This window comes from Allobosea minatitlanensis, from assembly GCF_964020775.1.
In genome coordinates this window covers 3,197,771-3,221,773 of sequence record NZ_OZ224509.1, presented here as the reverse complement: position 1 = coordinate 3,221,773, position 24,003 = coordinate 3,197,771, and the positions used below count along the sequence as shown (strand labels likewise).

20 protein-coding genes are annotated in these 24,003 nt (G+C 69.9%); 17 read left to right on the top strand and 3 right to left on the bottom strand.

Annotated elements, in window-relative coordinates:
* The first annotated feature begins 60 nt into the window (after positions 1-60).
* The 11 genes from ACWH43_RS16000 to ACWH43_RS15950 all read left to right on the top strand — a co-directional run bounded on the left by ACWH43_RS16000 (position 61) and on the right by ACWH43_RS15950 (position 13,412).
* Positions 61-384 carry a PepSY domain-containing protein gene (locus tag ACWH43_RS16000; RefSeq protein ID WP_158448279.1) on the top strand — a complete coding sequence of 108 codons (324 nt, stop codon included), beginning with the start codon at positions 61-63 and terminating at the stop codon, positions 382-384.
* Between the two features lie 30 nt (positions 385-414).
* Positions 415-1,083, top strand: a complete 669-nt coding sequence (locus ACWH43_RS15995; RefSeq protein WP_089176282.1) for a response regulator transcription factor — start codon at positions 415-417, stop codon at positions 1,081-1,083.
* Between the two features lie 9 nt (positions 1,084-1,092).
* Positions 1,093-2,475: an ATP-binding protein gene (locus tag ACWH43_RS15990; protein WP_158447007.1), complete on the top strand. Its 1,383-nt coding sequence runs from the start codon at positions 1,093-1,095 to the stop codon at positions 2,473-2,475.
* Between the two features lie 60 nt (positions 2,476-2,535).
* Positions 2,536-3,639: a c-type cytochrome biogenesis protein CcmI gene (ccmI, locus tag ACWH43_RS15985; protein ID WP_158447008.1), complete on the top strand. Its 1,104-nt coding sequence runs from the start codon at positions 2,536-2,538 to the stop codon at positions 3,637-3,639.
* 41 nt (positions 3,640-3,680) lie between these two features.
* Positions 3,681-4,142: a cytochrome c maturation protein CcmE gene (ccmE, locus tag ACWH43_RS15980; protein ID WP_158448291.1), complete on the top strand. Its 462-nt coding sequence runs from the start codon at positions 3,681-3,683 to the stop codon at positions 4,140-4,142.
* Between the two features lie 7 nt (positions 4,143-4,149).
* Positions 4,150-6,126 carry a heme lyase CcmF/NrfE family subunit gene (locus ACWH43_RS15975; RefSeq protein ID WP_158448278.1) on the top strand — a complete coding sequence of 659 codons (1,977 nt, stop codon included), beginning with the start codon at positions 4,150-4,152 and terminating at the stop codon, positions 6,124-6,126.
* A 5-nt stretch (positions 6,127-6,131) separates the two neighbouring features.
* Complete coding sequence (locus ACWH43_RS15970) at positions 6,132-6,596, top strand: cytochrome c-type biogenesis protein (protein WP_158446233.1); 465 nt, start codon at positions 6,132-6,134, stop codon at positions 6,594-6,596.
* A 168-nt stretch (positions 6,597-6,764) separates the two neighbouring features.
* Positions 6,765-7,943, top strand: coding sequence for a S1C family serine protease (locus ACWH43_RS15965; protein WP_158446234.1), 1,179 nt, complete (start codon positions 6,765-6,767; stop codon positions 7,941-7,943).
* Between the two features lie 327 nt (positions 7,944-8,270).
* The gene (locus tag ACWH43_RS15960; protein WP_158446235.1) at positions 8,271-8,954 is read left to right on the top strand and encodes a response regulator transcription factor; all 684 of its coding nucleotides are present in this window, start codon (positions 8,271-8,273) and stop codon (positions 8,952-8,954) included.
* Positions 8,938-10,440 carry a sensor histidine kinase gene (locus tag ACWH43_RS15955; RefSeq protein ID WP_158446236.1) on the top strand — a complete coding sequence of 501 codons (1,503 nt, stop codon included), beginning with the start codon at positions 8,938-8,940 and terminating at the stop codon, positions 10,438-10,440. The genes ACWH43_RS15960 and ACWH43_RS15955 overlap by 17 nt, the downstream gene beginning before the upstream one ends.
* 14 nt (positions 10,441-10,454) lie before the next feature.
* On the top strand, positions 10,455-13,412 hold the full coding sequence (locus ACWH43_RS15950) for a bifunctional [glutamine synthetase] adenylyltransferase/[glutamine synthetase]-adenylyl-L-tyrosine phosphorylase (RefSeq protein WP_158446237.1): 2,958 nt from the start codon (positions 10,455-10,457) through the stop codon (positions 13,410-13,412).
* 58 nt (positions 13,413-13,470) lie between these two features.
* Here the strand turns inward: ACWH43_RS15950 and ACWH43_RS15945 are convergent, their stop codons facing one another.
* The 3 genes from ACWH43_RS15945 to ACWH43_RS15935 all read right to left on the bottom strand — a co-directional run bounded on the left by ACWH43_RS15945 (position 13,471) and on the right by ACWH43_RS15935 (position 20,278).
* Positions 13,471-15,729, bottom strand: a complete 2,259-nt coding sequence (locus tag ACWH43_RS15945) for a PAS domain-containing sensor histidine kinase (protein ID WP_260348019.1) — start codon at positions 15,727-15,729, stop codon at positions 13,471-13,473.
* Between the two features lie 336 nt (positions 15,730-16,065).
* Positions 16,066-18,711, bottom strand: a complete 2,646-nt coding sequence (pepN, locus tag ACWH43_RS15940; protein ID WP_158471771.1) for an aminopeptidase N — start codon at positions 18,709-18,711, stop codon at positions 16,066-16,068.
* 124 nt (positions 18,712-18,835) lie between these two features.
* Positions 18,836-20,278, bottom strand: coding sequence for a cation diffusion facilitator family transporter (locus ACWH43_RS15935; RefSeq protein WP_158445623.1), 1,443 nt, complete (start codon positions 20,276-20,278; stop codon positions 18,836-18,838).
* A gap of 92 nt (positions 20,279-20,370) precedes the next feature.
* Here ACWH43_RS15935 and ACWH43_RS15930 point away from each other — a divergent pair, with 92 nt between their 5' ends.
* From ACWH43_RS15930 to ACWH43_RS15905, 6 genes are all read left to right on the top strand, one after another.
* A complete protein-coding gene (locus tag ACWH43_RS15930) occupies positions 20,371-20,820 on the top strand; it encodes a VOC family protein (protein WP_158445624.1) in 450 nt (149 codons plus the stop codon).
* A 69-nt stretch (positions 20,821-20,889) separates the two neighbouring features.
* Complete coding sequence (locus ACWH43_RS15925) at positions 20,890-21,135, top strand: type II toxin-antitoxin system VapB family antitoxin (RefSeq protein ID WP_260348018.1); 246 nt, start codon at positions 20,890-20,892, stop codon at positions 21,133-21,135.
* Positions 21,135-21,545: a type II toxin-antitoxin system VapC family toxin gene (locus ACWH43_RS15920; RefSeq protein WP_158445626.1), complete on the top strand. Its 411-nt coding sequence runs from the start codon at positions 21,135-21,137 to the stop codon at positions 21,543-21,545. The genes ACWH43_RS15925 and ACWH43_RS15920 overlap by 1 nt, the downstream gene beginning before the upstream one ends.
* Entirely contained in the window at positions 21,535-22,443 is a 909-nt protein-coding gene (locus tag ACWH43_RS15915; protein WP_260348017.1) for a PfkB family carbohydrate kinase, read from the top strand. The genes ACWH43_RS15920 and ACWH43_RS15915 overlap by 11 nt, the downstream gene beginning before the upstream one ends.
* Before the next feature lie 97 nt (positions 22,444-22,540).
* A complete protein-coding gene (locus tag ACWH43_RS15910; protein WP_158445628.1) occupies positions 22,541-22,855 on the top strand; it encodes a hypothetical protein in 315 nt (104 codons plus the stop codon).
* Positions 22,856-23,029: 174 nt separating this feature from the next.
* Complete coding sequence (locus ACWH43_RS15905; protein ID WP_375796994.1) at positions 23,030-23,950, top strand: DUF1003 domain-containing protein; 921 nt, start codon at positions 23,030-23,032, stop codon at positions 23,948-23,950.
* Positions 23,951-24,003: the final 53 nt, after the last annotated feature.

Below are 24,003 nucleotides of genomic sequence, written 5' to 3'. Positions count from 1 at the left end.
GGCCGGGCCTGTGGACGGGGCGGCATGTTCATGGCGTATTCACGCATGCGGGGCTAAGCCATGACGATGTCGCCGGTCGAACCCATCCTTGCGCTCGCGCTCCTGGCTTCCGCGCCGGCTCCCATCCTTCGCGTCGACAATCCGGCGCCGATGTCCTGCCTTTCCTCCGACGAAACGCGGTCGGTGGTCGCCGAGGGCCGCGTCATCCAGCCGGCCGATGCCTCGCGCCATGCCCGCCGCGCCGCGCCGGGCGAGGTCGTGCGCATCCGCCTCTGTCGGCAGGGCGAGGATTTCGTGTATGTGGTGACGACGCTGAAGCGCGACGGCAAGGTCGCGCGCGTGACGCTGGAAGGACAGTCCGGCAAGGTGGCCACCATCCGGTGACGCCGGATTCGAGAACGGAGCGAACCGACCGTGAGACTGCTCGTCGTCGAGGACGACAAGGACCTCAACCGCCAGATCGTCACGGCGCTCGAGAATGCGGGCTACGCCGTCGACAAGGCATTCGACGGCGAGGAAGGGCTCTTCCTCGGCGAGACCGAGCCCTATGACGCGGTGATCCTCGATCTCGGCCTGCCGAAGGTCGACGGCGTCGCGGTGCTGCAGGGCTGGCGCAGGGCCGGCAAGACCATGCCCGTGCTGATCCTGACCGCGCGCGATCGCTGGAGCGACAAGGTCGGGGGCTTCGACGCCGGCGCCGACGACTATGTCGTCAAGCCCTTCCATGTCGAGGAGCTGCTGGCGCGGGTGCGCGCCCTTCTGCGCCGTGCCGCCGGCCATGCCACCTCCGAGCTCGTCTGCGGGCCGGTCCGGCTCGATACGCGCGCCAGCCGCGTCGTGGTCGACGGCAACCCGGTGAAGCTGACCTCCCACGAATACCGTCTCCTCTCCTATCTGATGCACCATCAGGGCCGTGTGGTCTCGCGCACCGAGCTCGTCGAGCATCTCTACGATCAGGATTTCGACCGCGATTCGAACACGATCGAGGTCTTCGTCGGCCGTTTGCGCAAGAAGCTCGGCGTTGAGATCATCGAGACCGTCAGGGGGCTCGGCTATATCGCCGCGGCGCCGGAAAAGGTCTGACCCGGGCTCATGCCGTTCAGGTCCCATCGCTTCTCGCTGGGCGCGCGGCTGTTCCTCTCGGCGGCTTTCTGCTGCGTGCTGATCCTCGTCCTGGCCGGCGTGGGCCTGACCACCTTCTACCGCCGCTCCGCCGAGCGGGGCTTCGACGAGCGCCTTTCGGTCTACATCAAGCAGCTCGTCGCCGATCTCGCCGCGCCGCCCGAGACCGAGCGCCAGACGGTGGGCGACCTCGGCGAGCCGCGCTTCGACCTGCCGCTGACCGGCTGGTACTGGCAGATCGTACGGCTGGACGGCGAGCGGCCGACGATCCGCTCCTCACGCTCGCTGGTCGGCGGCCAGCTTCCCAAGCTGCTCGACCAGGACATCGCGCCGAACAGCCGGGGCCTGCGCGAGAGCTATGTCTCCGGGCCGGACGACCGCCTGCTGCGCATCCTCGAACGCGAGATCGATGTCGGCGAGGACGGGCGCTTCACGGTCGCGGTCGCCGCGCCCGCCGACGAGATCGAGGGCGACATCCAGGATTTCCGCTTCGCGCTGACGATGACCTTCGTGCTGCTCGGCCTGATCCTGGTGGCCTCGACGCTGGTGCAGGTCCGCTTCGGCCTGCGTCCGCTGGTGCGGCTGCGGGCGGCGGTCGGGACCGTGCGCACGGGCGAGGCCCCGCGCATCCTCGGCGACTACCCGCCCGACCTCGCCCCGCTCGCCGGCGAGCTCAACCAGCTCATCGACACCAATCGCGAGATCCTGGAGCGGGCGCGCACCCAGGTCGGCAACCTCGCCCATGCGCTCAAGACCCCGCTCAGCGTGATGATGAACGAGGCGGCGGCCGGCTCCGGCGAGGCGCATCTGGCGCAGACGGTGAAGGCGCAGACGGCGGTGATGCGCGACCAGGTCCAGTATTATCTCGACCGGGCGCGGGCCGCGGCGCTCTCCGGGGCGCTGGGCGGGGTGACCGAGGTCGCGCCCTCGCTGGAGGCCCTGCTGCGCACCTTCATGAAGATCTCGCAGGAGCGCGGCATCCGCGGCAGCCATACCGTGCCCGGCCGCCTGCGCTTCCGCGGCGAGAAGCAGGATTTCGAGGAAATGCTCGGCAACCTGCTCGACAACGCCTTCAAATGGGCGGGCACCCGGGTCGAGGTCTCGCTGGAGCCGGGGACGGGCAACCCCGGCGAGCCTCTGGCCCTGCTCATCGACGATGACGGGCCGGGCCTGCCGGAAGCGGCCATGGCCGAGGTGTTGAAGCGCGGCCGCCGCCTCGACGAGTCCACGCCGGGCTCCGGCCTCGGCTTGTCGATCGTCGTCGATCTCGCCAAGCTTTATGGCGGAGAGCTGGCGTTGTATCGCTCGCCGCTCGGCGGCCTGCGGGCGCGCCTGGTCCTTCCCTCGGTCTAGCCGGGCCGCGTGACCCTTTGTCACCATGAACCGGCGGAGCCGATTGATTATGAACACGCGATGATGATCTGGGCGGTTTTTGCGGCGATGACGGGAGCGGCGATTTTCGCCTTGCTCTGGCCGCTGAGCCGCGTCTCGCTGCAGGGCTTCGCCGATACGGCCGATGCCCGCAGCCTCTATCGCTCGCAGCTCGGCGAGATCGACCGGGATGTCGCCCGCGGCCTGATCGCCGCGGAGGAGGCGGATGCCGCGCGCGTCGAGGCCGGCCGGCGCCTGCTGCGCGCCGCGGGAGACGAGGTCTCCCCGGCCGGCGAGACGGAGCCCTCGCTGCGCCGCCGCCGCGCCAGCTCGGCCCTGATGCTGTCGCTGGTGCCCCTCCTGGCCCTGCTCGTCTACGGCAGCTACGGATCGCCCGATGCGCCCGATCAGCCGCTGGCCGCGCGGCTGGCGAAGGCGGGAGCGCAGCAGGATTTCGCGGTGATCTTCGCGCGCATGGAGGCGCATCTGGCCGCCCATCCGGCCGATGCCAGGGGCTGGACGCTGATCGCGCCGATCTATCTGCGCCAGGGGCGCTACGACGACGCGGCCAACGCCTTCGCCTCCGCCCTGCGCCATGGCAGGGCGAGCGCCGAACTGTGGTCCGGCCTCGGCGAGGCCCGGACGCTGGCGGCCGAGGGCGTCGTCACGGCGGCCGCCCGCGAAGCCTTTTCCGACGCGCTGAAGCTCGACCCGCGCAATCCGCAGGCGCGCTATTATCTCGCTCTGGCGCAGGAGCAGGACGGCGACACGCAGGGCGCGGCCGGCTCGCTGAAGCGGCTTCTGGCCGATACGCCGCCCGACGCCCCCTGGGCGGCGCCGGTGCGGGACCGGCTCGCGCGCCTGGAGGGGGCGGCAGGGGGCGAGGCGATCGCCGCCTTGCCCGAGGCCGAGCGCCAGCAGGCGATCCGGGGCATGGTCGAGGGCCTGGCCGGGCGGCTGGAGGCCGGCGGCGGGACGCTGGCCGAATGGACGCGCCTGATCCGCGCCCGCGCCGTGCTCGGCCAGAAGGAAGAGGCCCGGCAGGCCGTGAAGACGGCCCGCGAAAGGCTGGCCGGGGACGCATCCGCCCTTGCGGCGATCGAGGCGCTGGCCCATGAACTGGCCTTGAAGGAGGCCGCGCCATGACGGCTGCCCAGACGACACGGCAATGGCCCGCCAAGCGGCGCATGACGCGCAAGCAGCGCCGGCTGAGCATGATCGCCGCCGCCGGCGCGGTTCTGGCGCTCGCCGCCGGGCTGGTGCTCTTCGCCATGCGCGACAGCATCGTCTTCTTCTACGGTCCCACCGAGATCGCCGAGAAGGGCGTCGCGCCCGGGACCCGGATGCGGCTGGGCGGGCTGGTGGAGACGGGCTCCGTGCAACGCGGCCCGGGCCAGCGCGTCGCCTTCGCCGTGACCGACGGCAGGAGCACGGTGAAGGTGAGCTATGACGGGCTGCTGCCCGACCTGTTCCGCGAGGGGCAGGGCGTCGTGACCGAAGGCATCTTCGAGGGCGCCGGGCGCTTCAAGGCGGATTCCGTGCTGGCCAAGCACGACGAGACCTATATGCCGCGCGAGGTCGCCGACACCCTCAAGAAGCAGGGGCACTGGCAGGGCGAGGCGGGCGCCGCCGCCCCCGCCAAGCCGTGAGCCGGGCATGATCGTCGAGATCGGACATTATGCGCTGGCGCTGGCGCTCGGGGTTTCCGTCATCCAGGCGCTGGTGCCGCTCTGGGGCCTGTCGCGGCAGGACCGGGCGCTCGCGGCCGTCGGCACCAGCGCGGCGCTGATCGGCTTCGCCCTGGTGGCGCTGTCCTTCGCGGCGCTGGTCGCATCCTATGTCCGCTCCGATTTCTCGGTCGCCAACGTCTTCGAGAACTCGCATTCGGCCCAGCCGCTCCTCTACAAATTCACCTCCGTCTGGGGCAACCACGAAGGCTCGCTGCTGCTCTGGGTGCTGATCCTGACCCTGTTCGGGGCGCTGGTGGCGCTGTCGCACCGTTCGCTGCCGCCGCGCCTGCGCGCCGGCGCGCTGGCGGCGCAGGGGCTGGTCGCGGCGGCCTTCCTCGCCTTCACCCTGTTCACCTCGAACCCGTTCCGGCGGCTTTCGCCCGCGCCGGCCGAGGGGCAGGACCTCAACCCGATCCTTCAGGATCTCGGCCTCGCGATCCATCCGCCGCTGCTCTATATCGGCTATGTCGGCTTCTCGATGACCTACGCCTTCGCGGTCGCCGCGCTGATCGACGGGCGCATCGACGCGATGTGGGCGCGCGCCGTCCGCCCCTGGACGCTGCTCGCCTGGACCTTCCTGACGCTGGGCATCGCCATGGGCTCCTACTGGGCCTATTACGAGCTCGGCTGGGGCGGCTGGTGGTTCTGGGACCCGGTCGAGAACGCCTCCTTCATGCCCTGGCTCGCCGGCACGGCGCTGATCCATTCGACCGTGGTGATGGAGAAGCGCGACGCGCTCAAGGTCTGGACGATCCTGCTCGCGATCCTGACCTTCTCGCTCTCGCTGCTCGGCACCTTCGTCGTCCGCTCCGGTGTGCTGACCTCGGTGCATTCCTTCGCCACCGACCCGGCGCGCGGCCTGTTCATCCTGCTGATCCTGGTCTTCTTCGTCGGCGGCTCGCTCGCGCTCTTCGCCTGGCGGGCGCCGCTCCTGCGCCAGGGCGGCCTGTTCGCGCCGGTCTCGCGCGAGAGCGCGCTGGTCGTGAACAACATCTTCCTCGCCACCGCCTGCGCCACCGTCTTCGTCGGCACGCTCTATCCGCTCGCGCTGGAGATGCTGACCGGCGACAAGATCTCGGTCGGCGCGCCCTTCTTCAACGCGACCTTCGTGCCGGTCGTCGTGCCGCTGCTGCTTTTGCTCCCGATCGGCCAGTCGCTCGCCTGGAAGCGCGGCGACCTGCTCGGCGCGGCCCAGCGCAACGCCGCCGCCTTCGCCATCGCGGCCGTCGCGGCGCTGGCGCTGATCGCCTTCACGCGCGGCGGCCCGGTCCTGGCGCCGCTCGGCGTGGGGCTCGGGCTCTTCCTCGTGCTCGGAGCCGGCTTCGACCTGGCCGAGCGCGTCGTCGCCCGCGCCAGCGGCTGGCCGGCGATGCTGTCGCGGGCGCGGGGGCTGCCGCGCTCGGCCTGGGGCACGGCGCTGGCGCATGCCGGCATCGGGCTCAGCATCATCGGCATCGCGGCGGCCGCCTGGAGCAGCGAGGCGATCGCGGTGCTGAAGCCCGGCGAGCGCCTGACCGCGGGGCGCTATACCGTCGTCCTCGAATCCGTCCTGCCGCGCACCGGCCCGAATTTCCGGGCCGAGGTGGCGCGCTTCCAGCTCTTCTCCGGCGACCGGGAGCTGGCGCCGCTCGAAGCCTCGAAGCGGGTCTACACCGCCCGCGCCATGCCGACCACGGAAGCCGGCATCCATACGGACTGGCTGAGCCAGGCCTATGTCAGCCTAGGCGAGGGCCAGGATGGCGGCCTCGCCGTCCGGCTCTACGACAAGCCGCTGATCCTGCTGATCTGGATCGGCGCGATCGTCATGGCCTTCGGCGGCGCCCTGTCGCTGACGGATCGCCGCTTCCGCCTGGCGGCGCCGCGCCGGGCCGCGCCGGCCGCGGCGGCGCAGCCGGCGGAGTGAGGCGCATGCGCCGCCTGCTCCTGGCCCTGGCCTTCCTCGCTCTCGCCCTGCCGGCCGCCCATGCGGTGCAGCCGGACGAGGTCCTCAAGGATCCGGTCCTCGAGCAGCGGGCGCGCGCGATCTCGAGCGGCCTGCGCTGCCTGGTCTGCCAGAACCAGTCGATCGACGATTCCAACGCGCCGCTGGCGCGCGACCTGCGGCTGCTCGTGCGCGAGCGCCTGACGGCCGGCGACAGCGACAAGGCGGTGCTCGACTTCGTCGTCGCCCGCTATGGCGACTTCGTCCTGCTGCGCCCGCCCTTCAACGCGCATACGGTCCTGCTCTGGAGCGCGCCCTTCCTGATCCTGCTGGGGGGCGCCGCCTTCGCCTGGCGCCGGCGCCGCGGCCCGGCGACGCCCGGGGCGGCCGCGCCCCTGACCGCCGAGGAGCAGCGGCGCCTCGAAGGGCTGCTCAGGGAAAAGCAGGACTGAAGCGTCGGCGCCGCGAAGCCGCTTCAGGCGCCGCCTCTGCGCCCCGCCGGGGCGGCGGAAACCTTACGAAATCGTCATCTTCAGGCCAAAACCGCGTAAGGCGCCCGGCTTCATGGTGATCCTCACGAGCAGGGGACGACAACCCTGTCGCTCCAAGAGGTTCTCATCATGACGACACAAAACACGAACCGGAAGTCCTTCCTGCGGCGCGGCACCCTTCTCGCCGGCACCGCCATCCTCGGCATCGGCCTCGTCGCCGGCATCGCCGACACCGCCTTCATGCAGAACGACCGGGCCTATGCCCAGCCGATCGAGCTCTCGGGCACCCAGACCCAGCTTCCCTCCTTCGCCGACCTGGTCGACAAGGTGAAGCCGGCCGTCGTCTCGGTGCGCGTCAAGACCGAGGTCGCCTCGACCTCCGACCAGCAGAATCTCGACGACCTGCCGCCGCAGCTTCGCCGCTTCTTCCGCGAGTTCGGCGGCGAGGAGGGCGGCCGCATGGGGCGTCCGAAACCGCAGATCGGCATGGCCCAGGGCTCCGGCTTCTTCGTCAGCCAGGACGGCTACGTCGTGACCAACAACCATGTCGTCGAGCATGCGGTCGACGTCCAGCTCGTCACCGACGCCGGCAAGACCCTGGAGGCCAAGGTCATCGGCACGGATCCGCGCTCGGACCTCGCCCTGCTCAAGGTCAAGGACGGCGGCAGCTTCCCCTATGTGAAGCTCGCCGACGCCAAGCCGCGCATCGGCGACTGGGTGCTGGCGATCGGCAACCCCTTCGGGCTCGGCGGCACGGTCACGGCCGGCATCGTCTCGGCGCAGGGGCGCGACATCGGCTCCGGCCCCTATGACGACTTCCTGCAGATCGACGCGCCGATCAACCGCGGCAATTCGGGCGGCCCGACCTTCAACGGCAATGGCGAGGTCGTCGGCGTCAACACCGCGATCTACTCGCCCTCGGGCGGCAATGTCGGCATCGCCTTCGCGATCCCGGCCTCGACCGTCAAGCAGGTCGTCGACCAGCTCAAGAAGGACGGCAAGGTGGCGCGCGGCTTCATCGGCGTGCAGATCCAGCCGGTGACCCGCGAGATGGCCGACGCGATCGGCCTCAAGGAGGCGAAGGGCGCGCTCGTCGCCGAGGCGCAGAGCAACGGTCCGGCCGCCAAGGCGGGCATCCGCCGCGGCGACACCATCACCGCCGTCAACGGCGAGGAGATCAAGGACGCCCGCGACCTGTCGCGCAAGATCGCGAACTTCGCGCCCGGCACCAAGGCCACGATCACCCTCTACCGCGAAGGTCATTCCCGCGACGTGACCTTCGAGGTCGGCCGCCAGCCCGCGGCCTGAGCGTAGCTGGCTGGTCTCCCGGTTTCCTGTCGCCCCAGCCGGGAAGACCAGCCGTCGCGGCGGCAGGCCGGATGCGTATCGTCCGGCCTGCCGTTTTTTGTTTTTGGCGAGCGAGATGAGCGGGCTACACGGAAATGCATCGTCATTCCGGGGCAAGCCGGAGGCCCGAGCCCGGAACCCGGAACCGATGCCTTGTGAGATAAGGGCGATAAGTGATCGCTCATGGCCGCAAGGGGCGCCGGTTCCGGGTTCCGGGCTCTTCGCTACGCGAAGCCCCGGAATGACGGCTGTATTTCCGATCGACCGGAAAGGTTCTAGTTTCGAGCCATGCGACTCCTGATCGTCGAAGATGATGCCGAGGCTGCGGCCTATCTGACGAAAGCCTTCCGCGAGGTCGGCCATGTCGCCGATCATGCGCCCGACGGGCTCGAAGGCTATGCCATGGCCGAGGGCGGCGGCTACGACGTGCTGGTCATCGACCGCATGCTGCCCCGCCTCGACGGCCTGTCGCTGATCCGCTCCCTGCGCGAGCAGAAGGACGAGACGCCGGCGCTGATCCTTTCGGCTCTGGCCCAGGTCGACGACCGCGTGAAGGGCCTGCGCGCCGGCGGCGACGACTATCTGCCCAAGCCCTATGCCTTCTCCGAGCTGCTCGCCCGCGTCGAGGTGCTGGCGCGCCGCCGCGGCGCCCCGGCGGCCGAGCCCACGACCTATCGCGTCGGCGAATTGCTGCTCGACCGGCTGGCCCATCGCGTCACGCGCGAGGGACAGGAGATCGTGCTCCAGCCGCGCGAGTTCCGTCTGCTCGAATATCTGATGAAGCATGCCGGACAGGTCGTGACCCGCACCATGCTGCTGGAGAACGTCTGGGACTATCACTTCGACCCCCAGACCAACGTCATCGACGTGCATGTCAGCCGCCTGCGCTCGAAGATCGACAAGGGTTTCGAGCATCCGATGATCCACACCATCCGCGGCGCGGGATACATGGTCCGTGACGGCACCCTTTGAGGCTCCCCAGCGCAAGCGCTCGAAATTCCTGCCGACGCTGTTCCGCACCACGGCGTTCAAGCTGACGGCGGTCTATCTCGTCATCTTCGCGCTCTTCGCCGCCTTCGTGCTCGGCTATGTCGCCTGGAACGCGCAGCGCCTGCTGAGCGACCAGATCCGCTCGATCATTGACGCCGAGATCCAGGGCCTGGCCGAGCAGGCGCGCCAGGGCGGCATCCGCCGGCTGGTCAACATCGTCGAGCGCCGCTCGCGCGCGCCGGGGGCCTCGCTCTATCTGGTGACGACGCCGGTCGGCGAGCGTGTCGCCGGCAATGTCGAGGCGATCCCGCCCGGCACGCTCGACAAGACCGGCGAGAGCGAGATCGAATACGCCCGCACCAGCGAAACCATCGACACGCCGAGCCATGCGATCGTGCGCGTCTTCGTGCTGCCGGCCGGCTTCCGCCTGCTGGTCGGGCGCGACGTCGAGGAGCGCGACCGGCTCGGCGCGGTGATCCGCCGGGCCATCGGCTGGTCCTTCGCGCTGATCTTCGTGCTCGGCTGCTTCGCGAGCTGGTTCGTGGCCCGGCGGGTGCTCCGGCGCATCGACGGCATGACCGAAACCGCCCACGGCATCATGGAGGGCGACCTCAAGGGCCGGCTCGCCATCGCCGGCACCGGCGACGAGCTCGACCGCCTCGCCCTCAACCTCAACGCCATGCTCGACCGCATCGGCGAGCTGATGGCGGGCATGCAGCAGGTCACCGACAACATCGCCCACGACCTCAAGACCCCGCTGACGCGCCTGCGCAACCGGGCCGAGGAGGCGCTGCGCACCGCCAAGTCGCCCGACGCATTGCGCGCGGCGCTCGACGGCGCGATCGAGGAGGCCGACAACCTCATCCGCGTCTTCAACGCGCTGCTGATGATCGCCCGGCTCGAGGCCGGCCGGGTCAGCGACACCATGGCCGATCTCGATCTCTCGGAGATCGTCTCCGGGGTGGCCGAGCTCTACGAACCGCTGGCGGAGGAGGCGGGGCTCGCGCTCGTCGGCGACGTCGCGCCCGGCCTCCACATCGTCGGCAATCGCGAATTGATCGGCCAGGCCCTGGCGAATCTGATCGACAACGCCCTGAAATACGGCCGCCCGCAGGATGGCGGCGAGGCTGCGGTCACCGTCGCCGCGCGGCGCGTCGGCGAGGAGATCGAGCTGTCGGTCGCCGATCGCGGCGCCGGCATCCCAGAGGCCGATCGCGGCCGGGTGCTGGACCGTTTCGTCAGGCTCGACGACAGCCGCAGCCAGCCCGGTTTCGGGCTGGGGCTGTCGATGGTGGCCGGCGTGGTGCGCCTGCATGGCGGCACGCTCCGGCTGGAGGACAACGCGCCGGGGCTGCGGGCCGTGATCGCGCTGCCGGCGGCCCGGCCCAAGCCTGTGGAAACGCTGCCTCCGCCCGGCTCCGAAAGCTCGACAGCCGCGCCAAACCCTGCTGGCGTGCCATCCCTCTGACGGGAGTGGCGGATATGACGGGGCAGCTCTGTGACAGGCTGGCGGCGGCGCCGGTCCTGCCGGCGAAGGCCAGGGCCGAGGCGCTGCTGGAGCGGGAGCTGATCGAACGCCTCCATGACGAGGAGGCGGCCGCGGCTCTGCAGGCGCATCTGGCGGCGCATCCCCGCTCGGCGGCGCTGGTCGCCGGCGTGCTCGCCCATTCGCCCTTCCTGACGCAGGTGATGCGCTTCGATCCCGAGGGCCTGCTCGCCAGCCTGACGCAGGCGCCGGAGGCGCGCCGCGACGCGCTGCTCGCCGGCATCGCCGCCTTCGGCGCAAGCGGCTGCGAGACCGCCGATCTGATGCGGGAATTGCGCCGCTTCCGCCGCGCCATGGCGCTGCTGATCGCGCTCGCCGATATCGGCGGCGTCTGGGACGTCGAGACGGTCACGGCGGCGCTGACCGCGATGGCCGACATGGGGGTGCGCCTGGCTACCGACCATGTGCTGCGCCAGGCCGCCGATCTCGGGCGGATCACGCTCGCCGATCCGGCCGATCCCGGCCCGGGCTCCGGCCTCGTCGTGCTGGCGCTCGGCAAGCACGGCGCCGGCGAGCTCAATTATTCCTCCGACATCGACATCGTCGTCTTCTTCGACCCCGAGGTGGCGGAGGCGGCCGGCGTCGGCGAGCCGTCGAGCTTCTTCGTCAAGCTGACGCAGCAAATCGCCCGCATCATCCAGGAGCGCACGCCGGACGGCTATGTCTTCCGCGTCGATCTGCGCCTGCGGCCGGACCCGGCCTCGACCCATGTCGCGATCGCGCTGCCCAGCGCCTATTCCTATTACGAGACCGTCGGCCAGAACTGGGAGCGCGCCGCCATGATCAAGGCCCGCCCGATCGCCGGCGACGCCGCGCTCGGCCGGCGCTTCCTCAAGGATCTCTCGCCCTTCATCTGGCGCAAATATTTCGACTTCGCCACCATCGCCGACATCCATGCGATGAAGCGCCAGATCCAGACGGTGAAAGGCCACGAGACCATCGCGGTGGCCGGCCACAATGTGAAGCTCGGCCGCGGGGGCATCCGCGAGATCGAGTTCTTCGTCCAGACCCAGCAGCTCGTCTTCGGAGGCAGGCGTCCGGCCCTACGGGGTCCGCGCACGCTCGACATGCTGAAGGAATTGACGAACGAGGGCTGGATCACGCCGCAGGCGCGCGACGAGCTGTCGGAATCCTATCGCTGGCTGCGCACGATCGAGCACCGCCTGCAGATGCGCGACGACGAGCAGACCCAGACCCTGCCCAGGGCGGCCGGCGAGCTCGACGCCTTCGCCCGCTTCTGCGGCTATGCCAATGCCGCCGCCTTCGGCAAGGAACTGACCGCCCATGCGAAGCGTATCGAAGGCCATTACGCCCTGCTGTTCGAGGAGGGGCCGAGCCTCGCCTCGGAAGCCGGGACGCTGAGCTTCACCGGCTCCGAGCCCGACCCCGAGACGGTCGAGACTTTGGGCAAGCTCGGCTTCCGCGACGGCATGACCGCGGCGGAGACGGTGCGCGGCTGGCATTTCGGCCGCCGTCCCGCCGTCACCGGCGCCCGCGCCCGCGAGGTGCTGACGGAGCTGACCCCGGCGCTCTTGGTCGCGCTCGGCCGCACCGCCGATCCCGACGGCGCGCTCGCCCATCTCGACAACGCCTTCGTCCGCATGCCGGCGGCGGTCGAGCTGCTGACGCTGCTGCGTTCGCATGACTCCCTGCTGACGCTCTTCGCCGAAATCCTCGGCAGCGCGCCGCGCCTCGCCAAGGTGGCCGCGCTGCATCCGCATGTGCTCGACGGGGTCATCGATCCGGCCTTCGGCCAGGCGGTGCTCGACGTCGCCGCGCTGGAAAAGCGCATCCGCACCTATGTCGGCGCGCCGCCGCCGAGCGTCGAGGACGGGCTCGACCGTCTGCGCGATGCCGCCCGGCAGGAGAATTTCCTGGTAGGCGCCCGGCTGCTCTCCGGCGTCTATCCGGCGCAGGGGGCAGGGCAGGCTTATTGCGCCGTGGCCGAAGCCTGCCTGCGCGTCGCCTTCGCCGACACGCGCGCGGCCTTCGCCGCCGATCACGGCATCGTCGCGGGCGCCGAGGCCGTGGTTCTCGGCCTCGGCCGGCTGGGCGCCGGCGAGCTGACGCCGTCCTCCGACCTCGACCTCATCCTGCTCTACGACCGGCCGGAGGAGGCCGGCGGCAGCGACGGCGCCCGCAGCCTCGACCCCGTCACCTGGCATGTCCGCTTCACCCAGCGGCTCGTCGCGGCGCTGACGGTGCCGACGCGGCGCGGCACGCTCTATCAGGTCGACATGCGCCTGCGGCCTTCCGGCAACAAGAGCCCGGCGGCGACGCAATTCGCCAGCTTCGAGGCCTACCATGCCGGCGAGGCCGAGATCTGGGAGGAGATGGCGCTGACGCGGGCCCGCGTCGTCGCCGGCGACGCCGGGCTGGCGGAGCGGGTCGGGGCCTCGATCCGCGCCATCCTCGCCCGCCGGCGCGATCCGGCCCGCGTGGCGGCCGCGGTCGCGCAGATGCGCGCCCTCATCGCCAGGGAGAAGGGCGAGAAGGACCCCTGGGACCTGAAGCTCGCCGCCGGCGGCCTCACCGATCTCGATTTCCTCGCCCAGTTCCTGCTGCTCGCCCATGCGAGCGGGCACCCGTCGCTGATCGTCAACGACACGGCCTCCGTCTTCGCGGCGGCGCGTGCGTCGGGGCTGCTTTCGGAGGCCGATGCCTCGGCTTTGCTGGAGGCGCATCGCCTGATCGGCGACGTCCAGCTCTGGCAGCGCTTCACGGTCGAGGAGGCCTTCGACCCCAAGGCCGTGCCGCCCCGCGTGCTGCAGCGGATCGCCACCGCGGTAGGGCGCCCGGACGTGAAGGTGCTGAAGGCGGAGCTCGACGAGGTCCGCGCCGGCGTCCGCGCGATCTTCACCCGCGTGCTGGGTGAAGCGAGGCCGAGGGGGTAGGCGTCATTCCGGGCTCGCGCCTGCGGCGCGCCCCGGAATGACGGAGAGGTTTCCGGGGCTACGCCGCCTGCGCCGTGACCCGCCCCGCGCCGCCGTCGAGCGGCAGATGCACCATGACGACGGTTCCGGCGCCCATGGCGGAGCGCAGTCGCAGCGAGCCGCCATGCAGTTCGGTGAGCGAGCGGGCGATGGCGAGGCCGAGTCCCGAGCCCTTGTAGCTGCGCACCAGATCGCCCTCGACCTGCTCGAAGGGGCGGCCGACGCGCTCGATCTTCTCCTTCGGAATGCCGATGCCGGTATCCTCGATGAAGATGTTGATGGCGCCCGGCACATGGCGCGTGCGCACCGCGATGCGCCCGCCTTCCGGCGTGAACTTGACTGCGTTGTCGAGCAGATTGCCGAGGATCTGGTAGAGCGCGTGCGGATCGGCGTCGATATGGGTGTCGGTCGGTCCCTCGACCGAGAAGGCGAGCCGCTTGCGCTCCATCTCCGGCTGGACCTTGCGGACGGCCTCGTCCAGCACCGGCCCGAGCGCGATCTCGCTGCGCTCCAGCCGCATCTTGCCGGATTCGATGCGCGACATGTCGAGGATGTCGTCGATGATGCCGAGCAGGTAGCCGCCGCTGGAGCGGATGTCGCGGACGTAATCGGTGTATTTCTCGCCGAGCGGGCCGAACAGCTCGCCCTCCATGATCTCGGAGAAGCCGATGATGGCGTTGAGCGGCGTGCGCAGCTCATGGCTCATATTGGCGAGGAATTCGGACTTGGCGCGGTTGGCGCTCTCGGCGACGGCCTTCTGCTCCAGATAGCGCTCGGCGAGTTCGGCGAGCTGCTGCGCCTGCGCCTCCAGCTTCTGGCGCGAGGCCTTGAGGTCGGTGACATGCATCAGGAGCTGGTGCTCGGACTGGGTCAGCCGCTCCTCCTGCTGCTTGAGCTTGGTGATGTCGGTGCCGACCGAGACCGAGCCGCCGTCCTTGGTGCGGCGGCCGTTGATCTGGAGCCAGCGCCCGTCCGAGAGGCGGGCCTCGTAGGAGGCCGAGCCGCGCAGCGCCCGCGCCGGCTCGCGGTCGATATGGGGCTGGGCGCTCAGCGCCATGATCTCGTCATGGCTGGTGCCGGTGAGCAGCAGGTCGGGCGCGAGCTGGTGGAGCTGCTGGTACTTGGCGTTGCAGAGCACCAGCCGGTTTTCCGAATCCCACAGCACGAAGGCCTCCGAGATCGCCTCGACCGCGTCGCGCAGGCGGGCATCGGCCGTGGCGGTGCGCTCGGCCATGCGGCGCTGCTCGGAGATGTCGACGACGATGCCGACGAGGTGGTGCGACTGGGTGCGGCGGTCGACGACGAGCTCGGCGCGGGCCTTGAGCCAGATCCACTCGTCATCGGCGTTGCGGACGCGGAAATCCTGGTCGATATGGCTGGTCTCGCCGCGGCTGATCGCATCGGCCAGGGCGTAGAGATCGACGTCCTCGTGGTGGATGAAGCTCATCACCTCGCCGAAGGACATGTATTCGCCGCGGCGGTCGTAGCCGAGCAGAGCGTACATCGAATCCGACCAGTAGATCCGGCCGCGGGCGAGGTCCCAGTCCCAGAGCCCGCAATGGCCGCGGTTGAGCGCGGTGTCGATGCGCTCGCGCACGCAGTCGCAATCCTCGTCGGCGGCGCTGGCGCGCTTCGATTGCAGCATGAAGGCGAGCGTCGTCATCGCCAGCACGGCCCCGGCCGCGCCGAACAGGATGCCGAGGCTGGTGCGCCGGTCCTGCCAGAGCGAGAGCGCCCGCGAGACGGGCTGGAGCACCGCGACCTGACCGAGCGGATTGGCGAGGTTGCGGACGATGGCGAGAACCTCGGGACCGCCGGGCAGGGTGATGCGCATCACCCCGGCGCGGTCGCCGAAGACGGTGAGGGGCTGGGCCTGGCCGAGGAAATCGACCAGGGTGCGCGGAGTCTGGCCGATGGCGGGCTCGCTGGCGACCACCCGGCCGTCCGCGCCGCTGATATGGACGATGCGGCCATGCGAGGCGAGGTGCTTCGCGGCGATGGTCGCGAGGATGGCGGCCGGCTCCTTGCCGGCCTGCGTGCCGTTGTCGAGCTCGCGGGCGATCAGCGCCGAGATCACCTCCATGTCGCCGGTGGCGTCGAGGAGGGCGTCCTCGCGCAGCGCCGCCGTCTGGATCGCGGCGCCGGCGCTCAGAATGACGATGAAGAGGCCGACGAGCACGGGGATCGCCGTGCGGAAAGCCGGCTCGAAGCTCTCGAAACGCTGATACAACGGATGGGTGAGCGAGCGCGCTACACCCAGAATCGTATCGGCGCGCACGGATGCGCACTCCGCGTTGGCACGCGACATGCCCGGTCCCCCTTCGGAACTTTACCGTCAGTAAGATCGGGAGACGTGCCGCATCCCCGCGAATCATCGTCAGTTGAATCCCGGCGACTCGGTTTGTCCAGCCTTGAGTTGAGTCAACCGCGCAGAATGCCCTCCAAGGTTGTACCGATCCCTCGAATGAATCCTGTGCGGGTAATGGAACGTTAACGATTTCGGTCGGCGCCCGTTAACGAGTCGGGCGGGCCGCGCCTCGACGCCGCTCCGGGAGCCCGAGCGAACGACCCGCAGGCCCTCGTCGCGAAGGAGGCTGCGCTGGCCCGCTTCGTCTCAGGCCAGCGCCCGTTCGGCGATGTCGGAGACGTCGCGGGAGAGGTTCGGCGTGCGGGCCACCAGGCCGAGCGCCTCCTGGGCCTGCCGCCTGCGGCCGGGCTCCAGCATGCGCCAGCTCTTGAACGAGCCGAGCAGCCGCGAGGCGACCTGCGGATTGGTCCGGTCGAGCGCGATGACGATGTCGGCGACGAAGCCGTAGCCCGCGCCGTCGGCCCGGTTGAACTGGGTCAGGTTGGCGGCGAAGCCGCCGATCAGCGCCCGCACCCGGTTCGGATTGCCGAGCGAGAAGGCGGGGTGGCGCATCAGCTCCCTGACCCGCTCCAGCGTCGCCGGCTCGGCGATGAGGGCCTGCGCCATCAGCCATTTGTCGAGCACCAGCGGCTCGCCGGCATAGGCTTCCGCGAAACGGGCGATCAGCCGCTCGCGCCGCTCGCCGGGGATGAGCGTCATCGCCGCCAGCGCCGCCAGCCGGTCGGTCAGGTTGTCGCCGGTCTCGAACTGCTGCTCGCACAGCGCCGCGCCGTCCGCCGGCGCGGCCAGCGCGGCGAGGCCGAGCAATTCGTTGCGCAGCGCCCGGCGGCCGGCCGAGGCCGAATCCGCCCGGTACGGGCCCTTCGTCTCCAGGGCCTGCCGCAGGCCGGAAAGCCGGGGCAGAAGCGCGCTTCCGATGGCGGTGGAGAGGGCGCGATGGGCGGCGAAGATCGCATCGGGATCGACGGCCTTGCCGATCTCGCGGGCGATGTCGGCCGGGGCTGGCAGGCGCAGCACCTGCGCCGCGAAGGCGGGGTCGGCCAGCGCATCGGCCGCGAGGAAGCCGTCCAGCGCCCGGCCGAGCTCGGCGGCCGTCGCGCCGAGGGCTCCGGAATCGGCGCCCGGGCGGCCGGCTGCGACGAGGGCGCGGGTGGCGATGCTCTGCAGGGCCTGCCAGCGGTTGAAGGAATCGCTGTCGCGGGTGAACTGCCGCAGGAGATCGGCTTCGGACAGGTCGAGCTCCAGCCGAGCCGGCGCCGAGAAGCCGCGCAGCAGCGAGGGGATCGGCGGCTCCGTCACGCCCTCGAAGGCGATCGAGAGCGAAGGGCCGTCGAGCACGACGAGCCCGTCGCCGGCATAGGCGTTGGACTGCGTCCTGAGCGGCAGGTCGCCCTCCGTGCCGACGAGGCCGAGCCTGACCGGCAGCACCATCGGCTCCTTCTCGGCCTGCCCGGGGGTCGGCGGCGTGCTCTGCGCCAGGTCGAGCGTGTAGCGCTGTTCTGCGGCGTCGTAGCGGCCCGAGGCGACGATGGCCGGCGTGCCGGCCTGCTCGTACCAGCGGGCGAAATGCGACAGGTCCCGGCCCGAGCTTTCCGCGAAGCAGGCGAGGAATTCCTCGATCGTCGCGGCGGTGCCGTCGCAGCGCTCGAAATAGAGGTCCATGCCGCGCTTGAAGGCGTCGTCGCCGATCAGCACCTTGAGCATGCGGATCACCTCCGCGCCCTTCTCGTAGACGGTCGGCGTGTAGAAGTTGTTGATCTCCTTGTAGGCGCGCGGCCGGACCGGATGGGCGAGGGGGCCGGCATCCTCCGAGAACTGGGTCGAGCGCAGGGTGCGGACATCGGCGATGCGCTTCACCGGGCGCGAGCGCTCGTCGGAGGAGAATTCCTGGTCGCGGAAGACGGTGAGGCCTTCCTTCAGGCAGAGCTGGAACCAGTCGCGGCAGGTGATGCGGTTGCCGGTCCAGTTGTGGAAATACTCATGCGCGATGATCGCCTCGATCGAGGCGTAGTCGCCGTCGGTCGCGGTCTGCGGATCGGCGAGGACGTATTTGTCGTTGAAGATGTTGAGGCCCTTGTTCTCCATCGCCCCCATGTTGAAGTCGGACACGGCGACGACGTTGAACACGTCGAGATCGTAGTTGCGGCCGAAGACCTTCTCGTCCCAGCGCATGCAGCGCACCAGCGAATCCAGCGCCCAGCCGGCGCGGCCCGCCTTGCCCGGCTCGACATAGACGGCGAGCTCGACCTTGCGGCCGTCGGCGGTGACGTAGTCCTGCCGGACATGGTCGAGCGCGCCGCCGACCAAGGCGAAGAGATAGGCCGGCTTCGGATGCGGATCGTGCCAGAGGGCGAAATGCCGGTCGCTGCCCGGCACCTCGCCGGTGGCGACGAGATTGCCGTTGGAGAGCAGCACCGGCGCCTCCGCCTTCGCCGCCTCGAGCCTGACCGTGTAGACGCTCATCACGTCCGGCCGGTCGAGGAAATAGGTGATGCGGCGGAAGCCGTCCGCCTCGCATTGCGTGCAGTAGACCCGCGAGGAGCGGTAGAGCCCCATCAGCTTGGTGTTGGCCGCGGGGTCGATCTCGGTCTCGATGGTCAGGGTGAAGCCGCGCCGCGGCGGCGCGTGGAGCGTCAGCCCCTGCGGGCCGGCCGCATAGGCGGATGCGTCGAGCGGCTCGCCGTCGAGGCTGAGCGCCTTGAGCGCCAATTCGTCGCCGTCGAGCACGAGCGGCGCATCGGTCTGGCCGGCGGGGTTGGGCCGCAGCGCCAGCAGGGAGCGCACGCGCGTCTGCGTCGGATGCAGGCTGATGTCGAGATCGACCGTGTCGATCAGCCAGTCGGACGGGCGGTAATCCTCGAGGCGGATCAGCGGAGCATCGTCGGTACGCATGGTTCGTCTCTAAAGCCTCTTGGCCGTCATGGCGAGCGGAGCGATCCGAAGGACGGCCCGAGCGTCTCGCCCGATCCTGCCCGAACGCTTCGTCGCCTCGTTTCCGGCCATGACGGTCGAAGCGCTATGAGGAGGCTACCGCCGGCTCGGCATGGCTGACGAGCCGGCAGACCTGCGGCCGCGCGATCCGCACCGCGCGCTCGATCGCGTCGACGGCCGCATGGACGGCGGCGACGTCCAGCGCCGGGTCGACCCGGCAATGATAGTTCACCACCAGCCCCCTGGCGGTCTGGCGCACGCGCACGCTGTGGATGTCGTGGATCGGCCCGGAGAGCCTGGAGGCTTCGCCGGCCAGCGCCTTGCCGATGTCCTCGACCGTTTCCCAGGCGGCGTTGTGGCCGGCGGGCTGGCCGGTCTCCATCGGCTCGATATGGGTCTCGACCTCGGTCTCGCCGCCGAATTCGGCCCGGATGGCGCTTTCCAGCCGCGTCGCGATCTCATGCGCCTCGCCGAGCGGCAGGCCGTGGTCGACCTCCATGTCGAGGCTGACCGAAAGCTTGTCGCCGATCGAGTGGACGGTGACGTGATGCACCGGGATCTTGAGCTTGAGCGCGATCAGCAGCACCCGCTCCAGCGCGGTCTCGTCGTCGACCTGCACCGGATCGGCGGTGATGGTGATCTCCGAGCCGGGCTCGGCCGCCGCGAGCGCCGCGGCGAGCTCGGCCTTGATGGCGGTGACGCGGTCGAGCGGCAGGGTGCGCGAGACGCCGATGCCGATCTCGCCATGGATACGCCCGCCGGCCGGCCTGACGCGCAGCCAGTTGATGCCGACCACGCCGGGTACCCGGCGGGCGGCCTCGCGCAGCTTCTCGCTGACGCCTTCGGGGGCCGTGTCCATCAGCGTGTCGAGGGTGCGCCGCGCCAGCCTGTAGGCCGAATAGGCGGTGTAGGCCGCGATGGCGAAGGCGGCGACCGTGTCGGCCCGCTCGACGCCGTACCAGACGCCGACCAGGCCGAGCAGGACCAGCGCCGAGCCGATGAAATCGGCCGAGAAATGCGTGGCCTCGCCGGCCAGCGCCTCGCTGCCGGTCTCCCTGGCGACCTTGGTCAGCGAGCGCCAGCGGATGGCGTCGACCGTCATCGAGAGCAGCATCACGCCGATGACCAGCGGCGTCACCGCGACATGCTCGACCAGATTGTTCCACAGCCGGTTGCCGGCTTCCCAGAGGATCGCGCCGGCGAGGGTGAACAGGATCGCGGTCTCGACCAGCGCGGCCAGCGCCTCGACCTTGCCGTGGCCGTAGTGATGCTCCTCGTCGGCCGGCTTGTCGGAGGCGCGCACGGCGAACCAGGTGAACAGCGTCGAGCCGACATCGACCAGCCCCTGCAGCGCGTCGGTCAGCAGCGCGAGCGAGCCCGAGATCAGCGCCCCGACGATCTTCGCCGCCGTCAGCAGGATCGTCGCCATCACCGAGAGGATGGCGGCGCGCTGCTTGATCTGCGCGATCTGGGCGGGCGTGGCGCGCTCAGGCGGGGCCGTCGCCGGTCCGTCTTGCGTTGTCGTCATGGCTCGTCCTGTATGGCGTCCCTTGGAACGGCGAAGCTCTTGCCCGATTTAGGGGCCGGATCAACCCTGTTCCCGATCAGCGAGGACGACAGATGCGATATCTCCACACCATGGTCCGTGTGACCGATCTCGATCAGGCGCTGGATTTCTACGTCAACAAGTTCGGGCTAGTCGAAACCCGCCGCATCGAGAACGAGAAGGGCCGCTTCACCCTGGTCTTCCTTGCCGCCCCGGACGACCTGGCCGAAGCCGAGGCCGGCGGCTCGCGCGGCCGCCCGACGCTGGAGCTGACCTATAACTGGGACCCGGAGACCTATACCGGCGGCCGCAATTTCGGCCATCTCGCCTATGAGGTCGACGACATCTACGCGACCTGCGACAAGCTGATGAAGGCCGGCGTCACCATCAACCGCCCGCCGCGCGACGGCAACATGGCCTTCGTCCGCTCGCCTGACAACATCTCGATCGAGCTGCTCCAGAAGGGCGATCCGAAGCCGCCGGCGGAGCCCTGGGCGAGCATGCCGAACACGGGCGCTTGGTGAGCCGGCGGCGGCGGTATTGGGCCGAGGACGGCCTCCATGATATCATCCAGTGATATCATGGAGGCCGCGATGAGCATTCTCGTCCGCGATCCGAAGATCGACCGCATGGTCCGCGAATTGGCGGAGCGTGACGGCATCAGCTTGCAGGCGGCGATCGGCATGGCCGTGGAGCGGGAGCTGAAGCGCCGCGAGGAGCGGCGCCGGCAGATCGAAGAGGCGACCCGCAAGGCGCAGGAGCGGCTGGCGGCCTATCCGACGGTCGATGACGGGATGACGCATAAGGAGTTCTTCGATCGCGAATATGGCGACGCCTGATGTTCCTGGATGCATCGGTCATCGTCGCCAATCTGCTCGAGGAGGCCGAGGCCGTCGCGATCAGGGAGGCTCTGCTCGCCGAAAGCGAGCTGGTCACGTCGCCGCTTGCGATGTTCGAGGCTTCGACACGGCTTGCAGCCGTGAAACGTTTCAGCATTGACGACGGATATCAGGTGGTCAGGGCTTTCCTGGAGGATGCGGACATCCGCATCGTCGCGATCGATGAGGAGGTGGGCCGGATCGCCCACCGCTGCGCCGGCTCCTATCATCATTCGACAGGTCATCCCGCCCGTCTCAACATGGGTGATTGCTTCGCCTATGCCTCCGCCCGCGCCGCGGATGTGAAGCTCGCCTATAAGGGCGATGATTTCATCCATACCGACATCGAGGGCCGGCAATTTGGCTCCTGAAACTGTTCGCGCCGGCGTCTTCTGCCTCGGCATCGCGACGCTCGACTATGTCTACAGCGTCGAGACCCTGCCGACCCGCGGCGAGAAATACCGTTCGCGCGGCCTCGCCGTGGTCGGGGGCGGCTGCGCCGGCAACGCTTCCGTCGCCATCGCCCGGCTCGGCGGCGCCTGCTGGCTGGCGACGCGCCTCGCCGACGACTTCACCGGCGATCGCATCGTCACCGATCTGAACCGCGAGGGCGTCGACACCCGTTTCGCCCGCCGGGTCGCCGGGCTGACCTCGCCGGTCTCGGCCATCCTGGTCGATGCGCAGGGCGAGCGCATGGTGATCTCCCATTCCGACCCGGCGATGCCGGAGGATGCCGGCTGGCTGCCGCGGGAGCTGCCCGCGGGAGCCGGCGCCGTCCTCGCGGATACGCGCTGGGGCGAGGGCGCCCTGGCGGCGCTGCGGCTGGCGCGCGAAGCCGGCGTTCCGGGCGTGCTCGACGGCGACCGCATGCCGCCGCATCCCGACCTCGTCGCCACGGCGAGCCATGTCGCCTTCAGCCAGCAGGCGCTGCGCGAGGTCTCGGGCGAGGAGGATCCGCGCGCCGGGCTCGCCAGGATCACCCGCGGCGGCGCGACCTGGCTTGCGGTGACGCTCGGCAAGGCGGGCGTGCTCCACTGGGACGGCGAGGTCCGCCACAGCCCGGCCTTCGCGGTCGAGACCGTCGACACGCTGGGGGCCGGCGACGTCTGGCACGGGGCCTTCGCCCTGGCGCTGGCGGAAGGGCGGGGCGAGATCGAGGCCATCCGCTTCGCCTCGGCGGCGGCGGCGCTCAAATGCACCCGTTTCGGCGGCCGCGAGGGGGCGCCGGGCCGCGAGGAGGTGGAACGTTTCCTCGCCGGCCGGCGTTGAGTGGGAGCGCTTGCGGGCGTCGTGCAGTCGTCACGCGGTTCGGGCATCTGACCGGGCATGCGCTGCCGCGCATCTGGTCAACCTCAAGGAGAGCCGCATGCTGCCGATCCAGGGTTTGAAGTGCATCTACGACACCACCGGCCGGGGCTGGTCGATCGAGCTCGTGCTCAAGGCCGAGGGCGAGACCGTGCTGCGCCGCTTCGAGGTCGACGGGCCGGACGATGTGGAAATGCTGATCGAGGCGTTCGAGGATTCCTCCGTCAGCGCCTTCGACCCGCAGACCGGCGAGATCGTCTTCGGCTACGAATATCTCGACCTCGACGACGAGGACGATCTCGCCGACGAGGACGAGGATTCCGAGGAGGATTCGGATGAAGACGAATCCACGAAAGCCGAGGACGCGAAGTCCTGAGGCCGGCGCGTCTCGCGGGACGCGGCCGCCGGACCATCGGATTGCGGCGAGAAAACCACTTTTCGGCGAAAATCCGATGCCATAACAAGATTCCGGATCGCGCCGTGCCCGATGGGCCGCGGAGGGGTCCGGCGACGCAGACCACGGCTCCGGCCGGAACGCAGAAGGTCCCGTGTGAACGATAGACCCGACGACAGGCACGACATGTCGGCTCTCGACATTCCGCCGGTGCCGCCGCCCTTCGAGATGCCGGCGGCGACGGTCGGCACCAGCCGCAAGCGCGGCGTCTGCGCGATCAGCGGGCAGGAGATGGCGCGCAAGAACCTCGTCGAGATCGGGACCCTGCGCCCGGCGCTGGTCGAGCACATCCGCAACGACTTCCCGGACCTGCCCGACGATGCGCTGATCAGCCTGAAGGAGCTGGCGCGCTACCGGACGCGCTATGTCGAGGAGATCCTGCGCGAGGAGCACGGCGAATATTCGGACCTCGACCGCGAGGTCGCCGAGAGCATCGCCCGGCAGGAGACCATCGCCGAGAACGTCGAGGACGATTTCGAGGAGCACCGCACGCTGGGCGAGCGCCTCTCCGACAACCTCGCGAGCTTCGGCGGCTCCTGGGCCTTCCTGATCAGCTTCGGCGTCGTCCTGCTCGGCTGGATGGCGCTCAACGTCGCGATGGCGGCGAGCGCCTTCGATCCCTATCCCTTCATCCTGCTCAATCTCGTGCTCTCCTGCCTCGCGGCCGTGCAGGCGCCGATCATCATGATGAGCCAGAAGCGCCAGGAATCGAAGGACAGGCTGCGTTCGGCCAACGACTATCAGGTCAATCTCAAGGCCGAGCTCGAGATCCGCCACCTGCACGAGAAGATGGACCATCTGATCACCCGGCAATGGCAGCGCCTCGCCGAGATCCAGCAGGTCCAGCTCGAGATGCTGCAGGACCAGCAGGCGCGCCTGCCGCGGCCGAAGGTGGTGGTCAAGAAGATCAAGAAGAAGCCGAAGCCCGCCGCCAAGGCGGCCAAGGCGGCCAAGGCCGGCCCCGGCGAGGACGGCCCCGCCGCTTCGCCCTCTCCGGCCGACGCGGCCGAGGGGTGACGGGCGGGGCATCGCCGCTGCACCATTGACAGGGCCCGCGGCAGCCGCTCTCT

Bases quoted from the DNA above. Each gene is read 5' to 3' on its own strand.
- ACWH43_RS16000 (WP_158448279.1), top strand. From the start codon at position 61: ATGACGATGTCGCCGGTCGAACCCATCCTTGCGCTCGCGCTCCTGGCT.
- ACWH43_RS15975 (WP_158448278.1), top strand. From the start codon at position 4,150: ATGATCGTCGAGATCGGACATTATGCGCTGGCGCTGGCGCTCGGGGTT.
- ACWH43_RS15930 (WP_158445624.1), top strand. From the start codon at position 20,371: ATGCGATATCTCCACACCATGGTCCGTGTGACCGATCTCGATCAGGCG.
- ACWH43_RS15965 (WP_158446234.1), top strand. From the start codon at position 6,765: ATGACGACACAAAACACGAACCGGAAGTCCTTCCTGCGGCGCGGCACC.
- ccmE (WP_158448291.1), top strand. From the start codon at position 3,681: ATGACGCGCAAGCAGCGCCGGCTGAGCATGATCGCCGCCGCCGGCGCG.
- pepN (WP_158471771.1), bottom strand. From the start codon at position 18,711: ATGCGTACCGACGATGCTCCGCTGATCCGCCTCGAGGATTACCGCCCG.
- ACWH43_RS15960 (WP_158446235.1), top strand. From the start codon at position 8,271: ATGCGACTCCTGATCGTCGAAGATGATGCCGAGGCTGCGGCCTATCTG.
- ACWH43_RS15910 (WP_158445628.1), top strand. From the start codon at position 22,541: ATGCTGCCGATCCAGGGTTTGAAGTGCATCTACGACACCACCGGCCGG.
- ccmI (WP_158447008.1), top strand. From the start codon at position 2,536: ATGATGATCTGGGCGGTTTTTGCGGCGATGACGGGAGCGGCGATTTTC.
- ACWH43_RS15935 (WP_158445623.1), bottom strand. From the start codon at position 20,278: ATGACGACAACGCAAGACGGACCGGCGACGGCCCCGCCTGAGCGCGCC.
- ACWH43_RS15950 (WP_158446237.1), top strand. From the start codon at position 10,455: ATGACGGGGCAGCTCTGTGACAGGCTGGCGGCGGCGCCGGTCCTGCCG.
- ACWH43_RS15970 (WP_158446233.1), top strand. From the start codon at position 6,132: ATGCGCCGCCTGCTCCTGGCCCTGGCCTTCCTCGCTCTCGCCCTGCCG.
- ACWH43_RS15920 (WP_158445626.1), top strand. From the start codon at position 21,135: ATGTTCCTGGATGCATCGGTCATCGTCGCCAATCTGCTCGAGGAGGCC.
- ACWH43_RS15990 (WP_158447007.1), top strand. From the start codon at position 1,093: ATGCCGTTCAGGTCCCATCGCTTCTCGCTGGGCGCGCGGCTGTTCCTC.
- ACWH43_RS15925 (WP_260348018.1), top strand. From the start codon at position 20,890: ATGAGCATTCTCGTCCGCGATCCGAAGATCGACCGCATGGTCCGCGAA.